Source organism: Roseovarius maritimus, from assembly GCF_043355895.2.
In the GTDB taxonomy this organism is placed as follows: Bacteria; Pseudomonadota; Alphaproteobacteria; order Rhodobacterales; family Rhodobacteraceae; genus Roseovarius; species Roseovarius maritimus.
The window spans coordinates 93621-108306 of the sequence record NZ_JBHFPF020000002.1 but is presented as its reverse complement, the minus strand read 5'-3'; the positions used below and the strand labels follow the sequence as shown (position 1 = coordinate 108306).

Sequence of the window (14686 nt, the reverse complement as noted above, 5' to 3'; positions counted from 1 at the left end):
CGGCGCGTCACAGTGCGTCCTCACCCGTTTCGCCGGTGCGCACGCGCGCCGCATGGGCAAGATCCAGCACAAAGATCTTGCCATCACCGATCTTGCCGGTGCGGGCCGTCTGGATGATCGTGTCGCAGACCTGATCGGCCATGGACGAGGCGACGGCGATCTCCAGCTTGATCTTGGGGACGTAATTGACGGCGTATTCGGCGCCGCGGTAAATCTCGGTGTGGCCCGACTGGGCACCAAAGCCCTTGGTTTCGGTCACCATCATGCCGCGCACGCCCAGGGCGGTCAGCGCCTCGCGCACCTCGTCCAGCTTGAACGGCTTGATCGTTGCTATGATCAGTTTCACGAATTTCCTCTCCGGTTGGGCGTGCATTGGGCTGCACGTCGCCTGACGCTGGCAATTTCTGCGATGCAGCGTAAGAAGCCGGGCGGCATCTAAGGCGGGATTTCCTGAGGGCTGCCTAAAAATGAGGCGCGGACCCGGAGGCGCCTAAAAATTGGGCGCCGGATGTCTGGAGCAACAAAGCGCATGCCCGAGGTGGACGCTGGCGGGGGCTGACCTAGTCTCAAGGACCAATCTCTCAACGAGCATCAGGACAGACATATGAGCCATTCTCGCGCCCGCCCCGCATCGCCCCCGCATAATACACAGGCCGCCGGCACCAGCCGCCGCAGCCTGCTGACAGGGGGCGCCGCCGCCGGTCTGGGGGCTGCGCTGCCCCTTGGCTGGGCCGGGCCTGCCCGCGCCGAACCCAAGCGCGGGGGCGTTTTCCGCGTCGGCGTGCATGATGGCAGCTCTACCGACACATGGGATCCGGCCACGACCGAGAGCATTCTGATGATCCACGCGAACCACGTCGTGCGCTCGTATCTGACCGAGATCACCAACACCAACGATCTTGGCCCCGACCTGGCCACCTCGTGGGAGGCCACCAAGGACGACGCGACAGAGTGGCGTTTCGAGTTGGCGACGAATGCTACCTTCCATGACGGGCGCAAGGTGACTTCGGCCGATGTGATCGCGTCGATGAAGTATCACCTGGCCGAAGGATCGGCCTCGGCGGCCAAGCCATTGATGTCCGGGATCACCGACATCCGCGCCGATGGCGATCACGCGGTAATCTTCGATCTGGAGGCCGGCAATGCCGATCTGCCTTACCTGGTTTCGGACTTCCACCTGACCATCCAGCCGGCCAAGCCTGATGGCGGGATCGAGTGGGAGAACGGCATCGGCTGCGGCCCCTACAAGGTCACCGAGTTCTCGCCCGGCATCCGCGCTGATTTCGTGCGCCATGATGGCTGGCACCGCGCCGATGAGGGCGCGTGGTTCGACGAGGTGCGCATGACCGTGCTGAACGACCGTAACGCGCGGCAGGCCGCCATTGTCACGGGCGATGTGGACGCGGTGACCGATGTGGACCTCAAGACCGCCGACCGCCTTGCGCAGGCACCGGGCGTCATTCTCGACGACGTGCCCTCGGGCACGCATATCACCATGCCGATGTTCTGCGATGTCGCCCCCTTCGACGACGTGAACGTGCGCCTTGCGCTGAAACACGCCATCGGCCGGCAGGAGATCGTGGACAAGATCCTTTTCGGCCGCGGCATCGTGGGCAATGACCATCCCATCGGACCGACCATGCCCTACCATGCCGATCTGCCCCAGCGCGAGCAGGACCTCGACAAGGCGCGCTACCACCTGAAGCAGGCAGGCCATGACAACCTCTCGGTCGAGATCTCGGTCAATGACGCGATCCTGTCGGGCGCGGTCAACATGTGCTCCCTTTTCGCCGAGCAGGCCCGCCCTGCCGGGCTCGATATCCAAGTCAATCAGGAGCCGGTGGATGGCTATTGGTCGAATGTCTGGCTGAAAAAGCCGTTCTGTGTCGTGTCCTGGGCCGCGCGGCCCACGCCTGACGTGATGTTCTCGCTGGCCTACAAGGCGGGCGCCGACTGGAACGAGAGCCATTGGGAGAACGAACGCTTCAACGAGCTTCTGCTCAAGGCCAAGGCTGAGACCGACGATGCCCTGCGATCCGAGATGTACGCTGAGATGCAGACGCTCTGCCGCGACGATGGCGGCACGATCATTCCCTTCTTCCGCAATCGCACCTCGGCACGGCGCGACAACGTCATGCATGACGACGACATCGCCGCCGTGTGGGAGCTAGACGGTGCGCGCGGCTATCACCGCTGGTGGTTTGCCTGATCCGTCGCGCATATGAATTGACGCGGCCCGCCCGAGGTGACACCTGTGGCGGGCCGAAACTTGTTCAGGATAGCTCCCAAATGGAAGAAGACGTCAACGCCCGCCACAATGCGAAGATGAAGCGCATCAAGGCGCAGCGCGACGCGCTGATGAAGCACAAGACCGAGGAAAAGGGCCTGATCATGGTCCACACCGGCGACGGCAAGGGCAAGTCGTCCTCGGGCTTTGGCATGATCATGCGCTGTATCGGGCATGGCATGCCCTGCGCGGTCGTTCAGTTTATCAAGGGCACTTGGGTCACAGGCGAGAAGACGCTGCTGCGCGAGCGGTTCGCCGATGAATGTCGCTTCTTCGTCTCGGGCGAGGGCTTTACCTGGGAGACGCAGGACCGCGAGGCCGATATCGCCGCCGCGCAGAACGGCTGGAAGATCGCCAAGGAGCAGATCCTCGACCCCGAGATCCAGTTCGTCCTGCTGGACGAGATCAACATCGCGCTGCGCTATGACTATCTCGATATCGACGAGGTGGTCGAGTTCCTGCTGACGCAAAAACCGCACATGACCCATGTCTGCCTGACGGGCCGCAGCGCCAAGCCCGAGCTGATCGAAGCGGCGGACCTTGTGACCGAGATGAAGCTGGTCAAGCACCCGTTCAACGACGGGGTCATGGCGCAGAACGGCGTCGAGATGTGATCAGCGGTGCTCGTGCGCGCTCAGCCAATCCTTGATGATCTGGCGGTGGCGCGCGCGTCCGTAGCTGGGAAAATGCCCGCCATGCACGATTTGAACCGGCAGGTCATATAGCCGCACCATCGAGCGGTGATAATCCTCGGCGTCGGCGTGGTAGGTATCCTCGATCAGCGGCCCGTCATAAACGATGTCGCCCGAAAAAAGGATGCCCGTCTTCGCCTCCCAAAGCGCGATGCCGCCGGGCGAATGGCCGGGGGTATGGATCACCTCGAAGGCGCGGTCGCCAAGATCGATCATGTCGCCATCGGCCAGAAGGCGCGTCGCGGGCGCTGATTTCAACCGGTAGGTCTCCGAGCTATAGGGCAGGGGCGGCAGCTGGGTAAAGATCTCGTCGGTGACGTAGGGATCGGCCAGCGTCGCGGCGTTGGTCGGGTCGGCCAGGATATGCGCCTCCGCCTCATGCACGCAGCGTTCCGCGAACTCGTGGTGGCAGCCGATATGATCGAAATGCGTATGGCTGGCGACAGCGGTCAGGTCGCGCTCGGTCACCAGCGGCACCCATTCGCGCAAGCTGACAACGCCCATGCCGCTATCGACCAGCATGTCGCGGTCGCGGCCCCGCACGTGCCACATGTTGCAGCGATAGAATTCCTCGATATGCGGCTCGCAGATATAGGTGACGTCGCCCGCGCGGCGCTCGATGCGATACCAGTCTTCGGGACGTGCGCGTTTCATGGCTGCTCCTCGAATATGCTCAGATCGGCGGGGTCCGCCGAGAGGGTCACAGTGCTGCCTGCTTCGGGGCGGGCGTTGGGCGGCAGATGCGCGATCAGCGCAAGGTCGGGCGCCGCTTCGGGGGCAAGGTGGCAGCGAAAATGCGTGCCGAAGAAGGCCGCGTCGATGATGCACGCCTGTCCCATGTCCCACGCGCCCTTTGCCATGCCGATCTGCTCGGGGCGCAGGCAGAGCGTGAGTTTGCCTTGTGGCGCGTCCTCGGGTGCGGGCAGGGCGCCGACCGCAGTCTCGATCATGCTGTCCTTCCGCGTGCCGGAGATTTGGTTCATCTCCCCCATGAAACCCGCCGCAAAGAGCGATCCGGGCTTGCGATAGATCCGGTCAGGCGGGCCGCAATCCTCGATCTTGCCGCCATTCATCACCACGATCCGGTCTGCGATGGCCATGGCCTCTTCCTGATCGTGCGTGACGTGAACAAAGGTCGTACCGACCTTACGTTGGATCTGCTTCAGCTCGTCCTGCATCGAGCGCCGAAGTTTCAGGTCCAGCGCGCCCAGCGGCTCATCCAGCAGCAGCACATCGGGGTCGACCGCAAGGCTGCGGGCGAGGGCCACGCGCTGGCGCTGTCCGCCCGAGAGGGCATAGGGGCGCTTTGATGCGGCGTCTTTCAGGCCCACAAGGTTCAGGAGTTCCTCGGCCTTGGCGTTGCGCTGGGCCTTGCCCACACCCGCCATGCGCGGGCCGAAGCCCACATTGTCGCGCAGGCTCATATGCGGGAAAAGGGCGTAGTCCTGAAACATGGTCGTCGTCGGGCGCTTGGCCGGGGCCACATGGGTCATGTCACGCCCGCCGATCAGGACCGTACCGCGCGTCGGGTCGATAAAGCCGCCCAGCGTGGATAAAAGCGTTGTCTTGCCGCAGCCCGAGGGGCCGAGGAGGACGATATATTCGCCCGCCTCGATATCCAGATTGATATTGTCGAGCGCGCGGAAGGTGCCGAAATCATGGCTGACGGCTTGGATGGCGATGGAGGCGGTCAACGGCGTTTCCTTCCGAAGATGAAGAGTTCGAGGCCGATCACCAGCGCGACCGAGACAAGGAAGACGAGACTACCGATGGCATTGGTGCGCGGCGAGAGGCCCGAGCGCAGTAGGCTCCAGATCTCGACCGGCAGGGTCACGTCGAAGCGCGTCATGAGGAAAGCGATGATGAATTCATCCCAGCTGAGCGTGAGGCAGAGGAAGAAGGACGCGAGGATCGCGGGGGCCAGCATCGGGACCGTCACCAGCGCAAGCACGCGCCATTCGGAGGCCCCGAGATCGCGCGCCGCGCGTTCGGCATTCTCCTGCTGCGCGCCCATCGAGGCGTAGATGATCGCGAAGGCCAGCGGCAGATTGATGACCACATGGCCCACGGCAGCGGCATAGAGCGAGGGGCCGGGGCCGTAATTGTTGAAGACGATCAGAAGGCCGAGGCCGATGATGAGGTAACTGACTGTCATGGGCGCGATCAAGAGACCCCGCATCAGGGCGCTGCCCGGCAGGATGTGGCGGGCGAGGCCGTAAGCCGCGAGAAAGCCGAGAATGCAAGATAGCGCCGCCGAGCTCGCGCCGACCAGCAACGAGTTGAGCAGCGCCGACATAAGGCGGTTGTCGCCCAGCACATCGGCATACCATTTCAGCGTCGGCCCGTTGAAGGGCGGCACCGGCAGGCGGCCGTCCTGAAAGGAAAAGAGGACAAGCGTGACCACCGGCAGGAAGATGAAGCCGTAGGCCAGCGCCATGTAGATCCAAGGGAGCGAGCGCCTCATAGCCGGTCGATCCTCAGCCAGCGGGCCGCGCCCAGATAGGCGAGCGTCACGAGGCCCATCAGCACGATGGACATTGCGGCGGCCAGCGGGAAATTCGCCCCGCGCCCCAGCTGCACCATGATGATCTGCGGGCCGGTCAGCTCGTTGTTGCCGCCAAGGATCTGTGGCGTGATGTAGTCGCCGATGCAGAGCACGAAGGTGAGGAACGCGCCGGTCATGATGCCGGGCAGGGTCAGCGGCAGGATGACATGGCGGAAGGCCTGCCAGCTACTTGCCCCCAGATCGACAGCGGCGCGGCGATAGTTCGGCGGCAGCTGCACGAGGTTCGCGTAGATCGTCAGCGTCAGCAGCATGACGAAGAAATGCACGAAGCCGGTGACCGTGGCAAAGCGGGTGGAGGCCAGCGTCAGCGGCTCGGCGATGATCCCGAGGCTCAAAAGGGTCTGATTGATGACCCCTTCGCGCGACAGCACCAGAAGCCACGCGTAGGAGCGCACGACATAGGAGGTCCAGAAGGGCAGGATGGCGAGCAAGAGCGCCAGCCTTTGCCAGCGCTCGGGGACGCGGTAGGCGATGATCCATGCCAGCGGATAGGCAAGAAGCACCGAGACGATGGTGACCGTCAGCGTGATCTCGAGCGAGACCATGATCGCGCGCAGAAGGTAGCTCTGGCCGAAGAGGCGCGCGTAATTGTCGAAGCTGAAGCCCCAGATCAGCTCGCGCCCCTCCAGCGTGGCAAGGCTCATCGCCGCCATCACGCCGAAGGGGACCACGAAGAAGGCGAGCGTCCAGAAAAGGGCCGGGGCAACGAAGCCCCAGCCGCGTATCGTCTCGGACTGCGCCATCAGTGCTGCAGCATTTCCAGCCAGACATCCTGCATCTGGCCGTCAAGCTCGGCATCGGGGGCAGGGTAGAGTTGTGCGCGCTCGAGATATGCATCCTGCTCGTCCCAGCGCAGCACGGATTTTTGCGCGTCGGTCAGATGCTCGCCTGCCTTTTGGTTTGCGGGCATCCCCCAGTAGCAGGACGAGGTCGCAAGCCGCGCCTGTCCCTCGGGGCTGGTGATGTATTTGACGAATTCGACGGCCATGTCCTTGTTCTCGGATGTCTCCAGCACGCCGATGGACTGCGACCAGCGCACGGCGCCCTGATCGGGAATGGTCCAGGTCAGCTCGGGCTGCTCCTCGGCCAGAACGGCGGTCAGCCACTCGCCGCCGCCCACGACGATATCGACCTCTCCGGTGGCAAGCGCGGTCTGGCTGGCCACGACTTCGCCGACCGAGCGCGCGTTGTCCTTCAGGGTGAAGAGCGTCTCTTTCAAAGCGGGCAGGTCGTCCGCCGTAAGGCTGGCCGTTTCCTTGCCATTCGCGATTGCAGCAAGGCCCATGACCGGCAGGTAATAGTCATAGACAGCGATGCGGTCTTTGTATTTCTCGCTCCAGACCGTGCTGAGGTCCTGCATGTCCGCCGCATCGACCTTGTCGGAGTTGAAGGAGATCGTATTGTAGCCGAATTTCTCGGTCACGGCATAGGTTTTGCCGTCCATCGTAGTCTGATCTTTCATGGCGACGCCGGGCCAGAAATCGGCGGTGGGCAGTTCATCCGCCGGAAGCTGGGCCATCAGGCCCGCCTCGACCGCGCGGGGCACGTCGATGCCGTCGATCACCAGAACGTCCCAGTCACCTGGGCGCGACTGCTCCAAGAGGGCCAGCGCGGTCGCGGTGCCCTCGTATTCGCGCAGGTTCACGCGAATGCCGTGTTTTTCCTCAAATGGCTGAATCAGCGCGGGATCGGTGTGATCGCACCAGACCAGAGCGTTCAGGTCTTCGGCAGCCATAGCCGATGCGGGCATGGCCAGCAATGCGGCGGTGCCCATCAGGACGCGGCGGAGGGGGGTATGGGTCATCTCGGTCTCTCCATGTTGAACGGATTTTCAGATGCGGGCTTGACGCCGCTTGATGAAAAAATGAGTTGCCTCAATTTTAAAGTCAACACTAAAATAAATCTGGAACCGGGAAAGGACATGCTGATGGCAGGCCTGCGCGAGCGGCAAAAGGCGGACCGCAATCAGCGGATACTGGACGCGGCGGTGACGCTCTTCCGCGCCGATGGCTATCGCGCGGCCAGGATCGAGGACATGGCCGAACTGGCCGAGGTTTCACCCGGTACGGTCTATAATTACTACGGCTCCAAGGGCGACATTCTCTTTGCCACCGTCGCCATGGAGGTCGAGGAGGTGCTGGCGGCGGGCGAGGTGATCGTCGCCGATCCGCCCGATGGCATTCAGGCGGCACTGATGGCGCTGATCGGCTCGTACTACGATCACTCGCAGGAATATCTCAGCAAGGAGATGTGGCGCACTGCCTTCGCGCTGTCGGTCGAGGCACCGCATACCCCGAACGGCGTGCGCTTTTCCGAACTGGACCGCGCGCTCGCCGCTCAGGTGGTGGCCCTGATCGTTCGGCTGCAGGAGCGCGGCGAGGTGGTGGCGCATCTTGACGCGCAGGCGCTGGGCGAGGTGATGTTCAACAATCTCAACGCGATGTTCATGGAATTCGTCAAGGATGACGCGCTGACGCTGGATCATCTGAAGGCGCAGGTCGCGCGTCAGATCGCGCCACTGGCGGCGTTGATCGCGGCCTAGGCGCTTTTGCCGCGAAGCGCCGTGACCACGGCGCGCCCGATCACCACCGCCGCGACGATCACGATCAGCACCACGGAAATCGCCGCGATCGCCGGGTCGATATTGTCGCGCAGCCCTTGCCACATGAGGCGGGGCAGGGTGACCGCCTCGACCGAGGTGATGAAGATCGTTACCGCGATCTCCTCCCACGACAGCACGAAGGTGAGGAAGAACGAGGCGATCACACCGAACTTGATGTTGGGCAGGATTACCTTGAAGACGCGCGTGGCCAGGGACGCGCCCATCGCGCGCGCTGCCAGGTCCATGCGCCGGTCCACTTGCGCCAGCGAGACGCTGACCAAAACCACGGCAAAGGGCACGATCATCACCGAATGGGCCAGCACGACCCCCAGCATCGTGTCATAGGCGATGACGCCGTTCATCTTGGTCAGAGTGATGAGAAAGAAGTAGAGCGTTAGCGCCGAGACCACCGGCGGAGCGACCATCGGCAGCAGGGCAATGCCCATCAGAAGCCCTGCGAAGCGCGGCCGGAACATCCAGATGCCGAGGCTGAAGACCGTTCCCAGCGCCGTGGCAATGCCCGCCGACAGCAGCCCTACGCGCAACGACAGCCAGATCCCCTCGATCCACTCGCGATCTTCGATCAGCGTGCGATAATGGCGCAGCGAAAGCTCGCCCTCGGGCACCGACAGGAACCGCTTGGGCGTGAACGACACCGGGATTACCGACAGAAGCGGCATCAGCATGAAGATGCCCACCAGCACGGCAAGGATCGTGACAAGAAGGCCGGGGCGCAGGCGGATCATCGGGCACCTTTGGGGCTGAGCTGTTTCAGCAGCAATGCCAGCGCCGCCGAGATCGCGACCATCAGGATCACGCTGACTGCCGCCGCAAGGCCCCAGTCGGGCGACTGGAAGATACGCAGGTAAATCATCTCGGCCACCATGACGCTGCGCCCGCCGCCCAGGATGGCGGGCGTGATGAAGAACCCGATGGCAAAGACGAAGACCAGGAGCGCCGCGCCCATGATGCCCGCCGCCGTCATCGGCACGAAGACCTGCGCGAAGATGCGCGCGCGCCCGGATCCCATGCCGCGCGCGGCCATCAGCACCCGCTCATCCACGCTGCGCATGGCCGAGGCGAGCGGGAAGACCGCGAAGGGGATCATGAAATGCACCATGCCCACGATCACGCCGAACTCGTTGCGCACAAGGCGCAAGGGGTCATCAATGACCCCCATCCCTTCGAGCAAGCCATTGAGGATGCCCCGGCTGGACAAGAGGGCCAGCCAGCCGAAGGCCCGCGTGAGAACCGAGATCCAGAAGGGGATGAGGATGCAAAGCTCGGTCAGGGTTCGAACCAACGGGCTGCCTCGCACCCAGAGAAGCGAAAGGATATAGCCCATGATGACCGAGATCACCGTGACCACCGCGCAAATTCGCAAGGTGCGCCAGAAGACCGACAGGATCAGTGGATCGCTCAGCGCGGCCCCGTAGTTCTGCAGCCCCGGCTCGGGCAGGGTCACGCTCCACCCGATGACGCCCAGAAACGGCAGCACATAGGCGAGGCCGAGGAACATCAGCAGCGGTGCCAGCAGGATCATGGGGCGCAGGTGTGGCATGGTCATCCTTGCGGTTGAGGCGCCGCCCTCTGTGGGGGCAAGGGCGGCGCGCGATATCAGGCCGAGACGATGGCGAGGTATTCGTCCAGCGCGGCGCCGTAATTTTCCTCGTACCAGGCGACATCCAGCGCGACCTGCTGCTCGAAATTGCCGGGGGCCGCGGGGTTGAAGCGGCGCTGGTCCTCGGGGATCAGTTCGTCAGCGGCGGGGTTGGCGGGGCCTTGGCTGAGCATGTCGAACATGATCAGCTGCTTTTCGGGGTCCTGCGCGGAGGCGATGAACTTCATCGCCGCCTCGGCCCCGCCGGGATTGCCCTTGATCACCGCCATCGCGCCGGGCGAGATGACGCCATCCTGCCAGATGAACTTGACGTCGCCATCGGTGTCCTGCTCCAGCAGGCGCGCGCGGGTCGACCAGATCAGCGCCATCGACGCCTCGCCGTTCAGCATGATCGTCTGGCTCTCGGCGCCATTGCCCCAGAAGCTGATGACATGCTCCTTGAAGCCCTTCAGCTTTTCATGGGCGCGCTCCATGTCAAGCGGATAGAGATCGGCCTGCGCGACGCCGTCGCCCATCAGCAGCGCCTCCCACATGCCGGCGCCCCATTTGTACATGGCGCGCTTGCCGGGATAGGTCTCGACGTCAAAGAAATCGGCCATCGAGGTGGGCGGGTTGTCCCCGAATTTGGTGGCATCATAGGCGATGACATAGCTGAAGAAATAGCTTGAGGCGGAGTATTCCCAGCCAAAACCCTCGCGCATCTTCGAGCGGTCGACCACGTCGTAGTCAATCGGCTCGATCATGCCCTTCTTGCCCAGCGTCTCAGCCGAAAAAGCATCGGCATCGACGATATCCCAGCTGGGGCTGCCGCTCTCATATTGGGCCTGAATGGCCCCTTCCGTCGGGCCCGAGCCGTCCTGACGCACGCGGATGCCGGTCTCTTCCTCGAAGCGTTTGCCATAGGCATCGTCATAGGCATCGACGGCATCGCCGCCCCAGCTGACAAAGACGATCTGCCCGTCCTCGGCCAGCGCGGGCATCCCGCGCGAGGCCAGCGCCGCCGTGCCCAGAAGGGCCGCGCCCAGCTGCGTGAACTTGCGGCGGCTGATCTTGCCCTGCCGTGCCTTGTCGGCCAGCAGCTCCAGCTGATCGTCGGTGAATGTGGTGTTATGTTTCATTCTTGTTCTCCCTTGTTGGTCGTTGCGTTACAGAAGAAAGCCCTTCTCCTCGGGCCACGAGGCCCAGATGTCGCTGCCGGGGGCGAGGCCCGGGGGCAGATCGTCCGTGGGGTGGGTCAGCACCAGTGCCGTGCCGTCCGCACCGCGCAGGTCGATGCGCGTGCCGGCGCCCAGATAGGTCAGGTCCGTCACAGTGGCCGGGATGGCATTGCCGCTGCCGGGCGCGCTGTGGCCAAGGCTCATGTATTCGGGCCGCACGGCCAGCGTCCGGCCATCTGCATGTCCCGGTGCGCGCAGGGTGTGACCGCCGAAATGGCCGCGCAGCATGTCGCCGTCGCGCATGGTGTCGCTGAGCGGCAACAGGTTGATATCGCCCAGAAACTCGGCAACGAACCGGTTTTCGGGTCGCTCGTAGACCTCGCGCGGCGGGGCGATCTGTTGCAGGCGACCCTTTTCGAAAATGGCGACGCGGCTGGAGAGGGCCAGCGCCTCGGACTGGTCATGGGTGACAAAGACGAATGTCGTGCCTGTCTCACGGTGGAGGCGCCGCACCTCGTCCTGCATCTGGCCGCGCAGGTTCTTGTCGAGCGCGGAGAACGGCTCGTCCAGCAGCATCACGGGCGGCTCGCAGGCCAGCGCCCGGGCCAGCGCCACGCGCTGTTGTTGTCCGCCCGAGAGAGCATCGGGCCGTTTGTGCCCATGTCCGCCAAGGCCGACCATCTCGATGATCTCGTCCACGCGGGCCTTGATCTCGCGCGCGGGACGTTTTTGCACCTTGAGGGGGAAGGCGATGTTTTGCTCGGCGCTCATATGCGGGAACAGCGCATAGCCCTGAAAAACCATGCCAAAGCCGCGCTTTTCCGCCGGAACATGCGTCATATCATGCCCGTCTAGGGTCATGCGGCCGCGGGTCGCATCTTCGAAACCGGCGAGCAGCATGAGAAAGGTCGTCTTGCCCGATCCCGAGGGTCCGAGCAATGTCAGGAACTCGCCCCGCCCAATGGTCAGTGAGATATCCTGAAGCGCAGTGAAGGTGCCGAAATCCTTGCCGATACCGTCGACACCGATCTCTGCAGCGCGGGTTTTTACCGTCATTGAACGCTCCCTTCGACGCCAAAGCGTAGAGGCGCGTCGCGGCCCGGCACAAACGAATTGTTTTCGCGGTAACGGCAAATGGAATTTGCCGATGCGCCCGTGACTAGCGCGCGCGGTGCGGCAGCGCAGCGACGATCCAGCGGCGAAAGGCGAGGGCGGGCTCGAATGCCGCTTTCTGGGGCGGCGTGCAAAGATAGTAGGCATCCGGCGACGCGATGCGCACATCGCCCACGCGGATCAGCTGACCCGCCTCCATCGCGGCGTTGCCGATGATGACATCGCCCATCGACACGCCTTGCCCGGCGATCGTCGCCGCATAGACTAGGTTCATGTCGGACATGATCGGTCCGCGATCAGCCGCCGCCTGAGACAGCCCAGCGGCCTGCAGCCAGCGCCGCCAATCGGTGCCGTCGCCCAAATGCAGCAGGTCGGCGCGCAGCACATCCGCCGGCGTCTCGATCCCGCCAAGTCGGTTGGCCAGCATGGGCGAGATCAGCGGCGCGAACTCGACCCTTTGCAGGAGTTCAATCTCGACACCCTGCATGGTGCCGTCGCCGAAAGCGATGAAAATATCCGCCTCCGGCCTGCTGACATCGTCGAGGCGGCGGGGGGTGATGATCCGCAGGTCGACCTCGGGGCAGATGCTGCGAAAATCACTGATCCGGGGGGCGAGCCAGAAGGCCGCGAAACCCGGCGTGCAACTGACCGTCAGCGTGCCCGAGAGGCCATGCCCCGCATTGCGCGCCGCCGAGCCGGCAATGGCGCTGAGCGCGCCGCGCACATCACCCGCATAGGCCCGTCCGCGCGGCGTCAGCTCGATCCGCGTGCCGACCCGGTTGAAGAGGTCAAAGCCGAGATCCCGCTCCAGCAGGCGCAGTTGGTGGCTGACGGCGCTGCGCGTCAGGTTCAGCTCGTCCGCCGCGGCCCAGACGGTGCCGTGGCGCGCAAAACATTCCAGCGCGCGCAAGGCCTGGGTCGATGGGATACGGGACATCGGGCGGCTCCTTGGGGCTATTGCGGATAGTTAGGTGAGTAATTTTTGCCGATGCAAGGAAAAGGTTTCACTATGAAGCGCGCCTTGCTGCTGGCTAACTCCGGGGCGAGGAGGCGGATCATGACCCTGACCGATGCACAGATCCACGCGCTGGATGTCGTGGATGCCCGCATGACCGAGCTGTCGGAGTGGTGCAGCACGATCTTCGAACTTGGCGAGACGGCGTGGCGCGAATATCGCTCGGCCGCATGGTATGTAGAGCGGCTCCGTGCGGAGGGCTTTACTGTCGAGGAAGGCAGCGGCGGCATGCCCACGGCCTTCTGCGCCGAGTGGTCGAACGGCGATGGCCCGGTCATCGGCATGTATGCCGAATACGACGCGATCCCGGGTAACTGCCAGGCGGCGACAACGCACCGCGCGCCGCGGGATGGGCTTGGCTACCAGGCGGGCGGGCATACCGATCCACATTCGGGCCTCGGCATCGGCGCGCTTGGCGGGCTCTTGGCCACCAAGGCGGCGATGGAGGCGAAGGGAATCAAGGGCGGACTGCGGTTCACCGGCGAGCCGGCCGAAAAGGTACGCGGCTCGAAACCCATCCACGCGGCCAAGGGCTATTATGACGGGCTGGCGGGGATGTTGTCGTTCCATCCATTCTACATGCTGCCAATGTGCAATACCGTGCGCTGGGATACCCATTGCGGCGCGGCCTACTCGATGATCTACCGCTTCATCTGCGACGCGCCGGAGGTTTGGGGCGCGGGTGACGGCGCGCCGATCCCGCAATCCCACAGCGTCATCCGCGCGCCCGGCGCGTCCGAGGCGCTGGTGCAGATGTATGCGCTGTCCAAATCCCTGCGGGATTCCATGCTGCCGCATCAGGGCGGCTGGTCGATCTCGGAGGCGATACTGACCGCCGGGCAGGCCACCGCCGACAACCAGCCCGCGGGGCTGGCCGAGCTGCAATACATGATGCGCACGCCGACGGTGGAAATGGCCGAGCAGGTGACGGCCATGCTGGACCGCAATGCCGAGGCCGTGGCGCAGATGACCGGCTGCCGGTGGGAGCGCCACTGGGTCTGCAAATCGCGCCCCGGCCTTGCCAATCACGCGATGGCAAATGTCGTCTGGGACGCGTTGCAAGAGGCGGGCGCGCCAGAGTGGGGCGACGAGGCCAAGGACATCGCGCGCCAGGTTCAGGAAAACGTGGGTCTAAAACCCATGTCAGAACCTTTTATTGACGAAATGAGCCGCCTCATCGCCCCGCAGGAAGCCGAAGCAATCCTGCGCCGCGATCTGCCGCCCTCACAGCTGAACAGCACGTCGGACGATTATACCGACATGAGTTGGCACGCGCCGCTGGCGCGGTTCTACATCGCGCGGCCCGCCCTCAAATCCGCGGGCGCGCCTTACCCAAACTGGGTGATGAATGCGCTTGGCGGCATCCCCGCCACCATCGATCCGATGGTGCGGACTGCGGCCCGCGTCTGCGCCCTCTCGGCGCTACGCCTGCTCGAGGACGAGGGCGCGCGCAACGCCGCCATGGCCGAGTTCGAGGAGCGGACGGGCGGCGGCGTGGGCGGCTCCAAATGGCTTGGTCCCCTTTGCGACTACGACCCGCCCATTCATTTCCGCTGGCCCGAATACATCGACACCCCGCGCGGGCGCGATTGGTGGATCCCCTCTGCCATGCCTGACGCCTGAAAAGGAAAAA

Annotated in this window: 15 protein-coding genes; 4 read left to right on the top strand and 11 right to left on the bottom strand. The window is 64.1% G+C overall.

Going from position 1 to position 14686, the window contains the following annotated elements; all coding sequences use genetic code 11:
• Positions 1–7: 7 nt before the first annotated feature.
• Positions 8–346 (bottom strand): P-II family nitrogen regulator, encoded by a 339-nt coding sequence (locus tag ACEWPM_RS05280; RefSeq protein WP_393963543.1) that lies wholly within the window; start codon positions 344–346, stop codon positions 8–10.
• Between the two features lie 258 nt (positions 347–604).
• Between ACEWPM_RS05280 and ACEWPM_RS05275 the strand changes: the two genes are divergently transcribed.
• Positions 605–2209, top strand: a complete 1605-nt coding sequence (locus ACEWPM_RS05275) for an ABC transporter substrate-binding protein (RefSeq protein WP_420768007.1) — start codon at positions 605–607, stop codon at positions 2207–2209.
• A gap of 80 nt (positions 2210–2289) precedes the next feature.
• Entirely contained in the window at positions 2290–2901 is a 612-nt protein-coding gene (gene cobO, locus ACEWPM_RS05270; protein WP_393963190.1) for a cob(I)yrinic acid a,c-diamide adenosyltransferase, read from the top strand.
• On the opposite strand, the gene ACEWPM_RS05265 is transcribed toward cobO, so the two are convergent.
• The 5 genes from ACEWPM_RS05265 to ACEWPM_RS05245 are packed head-to-tail and all read right to left on the bottom strand — an operon-like array spanning position 2902 to position 7349.
• Positions 2902–3633 carry an MBL fold metallo-hydrolase gene (locus ACEWPM_RS05265; RefSeq protein WP_393963191.1) on the bottom strand — a complete coding sequence of 244 codons (732 nt, stop codon included), beginning with the start codon at positions 3631–3633 and terminating at the stop codon, positions 2902–2904. It lies immediately after the preceding gene.
• A complete protein-coding gene (locus ACEWPM_RS05260) occupies positions 3630–4673 on the bottom strand; it encodes an ABC transporter ATP-binding protein (protein WP_393963192.1) in 1044 nt (347 codons plus the stop codon). Before ACEWPM_RS05260 ends, ACEWPM_RS05265 begins: the two co-directional genes overlap by 4 nt.
• Positions 4670–5443 carry an ABC transporter permease gene (locus tag ACEWPM_RS05255; RefSeq protein WP_393963193.1) on the bottom strand — a complete coding sequence of 258 codons (774 nt, stop codon included), beginning with the start codon at positions 5441–5443 and terminating at the stop codon, positions 4670–4672. Before ACEWPM_RS05255 ends, ACEWPM_RS05260 begins: the two co-directional genes overlap by 4 nt.
• On the bottom strand, positions 5440–6288 hold the full coding sequence (locus ACEWPM_RS05250) for an ABC transporter permease (protein WP_393963194.1): 849 nt from the start codon (positions 6286–6288) through the stop codon (positions 5440–5442). The genes ACEWPM_RS05255 and ACEWPM_RS05250 overlap by 4 nt, the downstream gene beginning before the upstream one ends.
• A complete protein-coding gene (locus tag ACEWPM_RS05245) occupies positions 6288–7349 on the bottom strand; it encodes an ABC transporter substrate-binding protein (RefSeq protein ID WP_393963195.1) in 1062 nt (353 codons plus the stop codon). Before ACEWPM_RS05245 ends, ACEWPM_RS05250 begins: the two co-directional genes overlap by 1 nt.
• 123 nt (positions 7350–7472) lie before the next feature.
• On the opposite strand from ACEWPM_RS05245, the gene ACEWPM_RS05240 reads away from it, so the two are divergent.
• The gene (locus ACEWPM_RS05240) at positions 7473–8087 is read left to right on the top strand and encodes a TetR/AcrR family transcriptional regulator (protein ID WP_393963196.1); all 615 of its coding nucleotides are present in this window, start codon (positions 7473–7475) and stop codon (positions 8085–8087) included.
• Here ACEWPM_RS05240 and ACEWPM_RS05235 read toward each other — a convergent pair.
• The 5 genes from ACEWPM_RS05235 to ACEWPM_RS05215 form a co-directional block, all read right to left on the bottom strand.
• Positions 8084–8893 carry an ABC transporter permease gene (locus ACEWPM_RS05235; protein ID WP_393963197.1) on the bottom strand — a complete coding sequence of 270 codons (810 nt, stop codon included), beginning with the start codon at positions 8891–8893 and terminating at the stop codon, positions 8084–8086. The genes ACEWPM_RS05240 and ACEWPM_RS05235 overlap by 4 nt on opposite strands.
• On the bottom strand, positions 8890–9708 hold the full coding sequence (locus ACEWPM_RS05230) for an ABC transporter permease (protein WP_393963198.1): 819 nt from the start codon (positions 9706–9708) through the stop codon (positions 8890–8892). Before ACEWPM_RS05230 ends, ACEWPM_RS05235 begins: the two co-directional genes overlap by 4 nt.
• A 56-nt stretch (positions 9709–9764) precedes the next feature.
• Complete coding sequence (locus ACEWPM_RS05225; RefSeq protein ID WP_393963199.1) at positions 9765–10886, bottom strand: ABC transporter substrate-binding protein; 1122 nt, start codon at positions 10884–10886, stop codon at positions 9765–9767.
• A gap of 27 nt (positions 10887–10913) precedes the next feature.
• Positions 10914–11981: an ABC transporter ATP-binding protein gene (locus ACEWPM_RS05220; protein ID WP_393963200.1), complete on the bottom strand. Its 1068-nt coding sequence runs from the start codon at positions 11979–11981 to the stop codon at positions 10914–10916.
• A 103-nt stretch (positions 11982–12084) separates the two neighbouring features.
• Complete coding sequence (locus ACEWPM_RS05215) at positions 12085–12975, bottom strand: LysR substrate-binding domain-containing protein (protein WP_393963201.1); 891 nt, start codon at positions 12973–12975, stop codon at positions 12085–12087.
• Positions 12976–13095: 120 nt separating this feature from the next.
• On the opposite strand from ACEWPM_RS05215, the gene ACEWPM_RS05210 reads away from it, so the two are divergent.
• A complete protein-coding gene (locus ACEWPM_RS05210; RefSeq protein ID WP_393963202.1) occupies positions 13096–14676 on the top strand; it encodes a zinc-binding metallopeptidase family protein in 1581 nt (526 codons plus the stop codon).
• The last annotated feature ends 10 nt before the right edge of the window (positions 14677–14686 follow it).

What these genes read in the sequence shown, in the direction of transcription:
- ACEWPM_RS05275 (WP_420768007.1), top strand. Translation starts at nt 605, where the DNA reads ATGAGCCATTCTCGCGCCCGCCCCGCATCGCCCCCGCATAATACACAG.
- cobO (WP_393963190.1), top strand. Translation starts at nt 2,290, where the DNA reads ATGGAAGAAGACGTCAACGCCCGCCACAATGCGAAGATGAAGCGCATC.
- ACEWPM_RS05265 (WP_393963191.1), bottom strand. Translation starts at nt 3,633, where the DNA reads ATGAAACGCGCACGTCCCGAAGACTGGTATCGCATCGAGCGCCGCGCG.
- ACEWPM_RS05255 (WP_393963193.1), bottom strand. Translation starts at nt 5,443, where the DNA reads ATGAGGCGCTCGCTCCCTTGGATCTACATGGCGCTGGCCTACGGCTTC.
- ACEWPM_RS05250 (WP_393963194.1), bottom strand. Translation starts at nt 6,288, where the DNA reads ATGGCGCAGTCCGAGACGATACGCGGCTGGGGCTTCGTTGCCCCGGCC.
- ACEWPM_RS05245 (WP_393963195.1), bottom strand. Translation starts at nt 7,349, where the DNA reads ATGACCCATACCCCCCTCCGCCGCGTCCTGATGGGCACCGCCGCATTG.
- ACEWPM_RS05240 (WP_393963196.1), top strand. Translation starts at nt 7,473, where the DNA reads ATGGCAGGCCTGCGCGAGCGGCAAAAGGCGGACCGCAATCAGCGGATA.
- ACEWPM_RS05235 (WP_393963197.1), bottom strand. Translation starts at nt 8,893, where the DNA reads ATGATCCGCCTGCGCCCCGGCCTTCTTGTCACGATCCTTGCCGTGCTG.
- ACEWPM_RS05230 (WP_393963198.1), bottom strand. Translation starts at nt 9,708, where the DNA reads ATGCCACACCTGCGCCCCATGATCCTGCTGGCACCGCTGCTGATGTTC.
- ACEWPM_RS05225 (WP_393963199.1), bottom strand. Translation starts at nt 10,886, where the DNA reads ATGAAACATAACACCACATTCACCGACGATCAGCTGGAGCTGCTGGCC.
- ACEWPM_RS05220 (WP_393963200.1), bottom strand. Translation starts at nt 11,981, where the DNA reads ATGACGGTAAAAACCCGCGCTGCAGAGATCGGTGTCGACGGTATCGGC.
- ACEWPM_RS05215 (WP_393963201.1), bottom strand. Translation starts at nt 12,975, where the DNA reads ATGTCCCGTATCCCATCGACCCAGGCCTTGCGCGCGCTGGAATGTTTT.
- ACEWPM_RS05210 (WP_393963202.1), top strand. Translation starts at nt 13,096, where the DNA reads ATGACCCTGACCGATGCACAGATCCACGCGCTGGATGTCGTGGATGCC.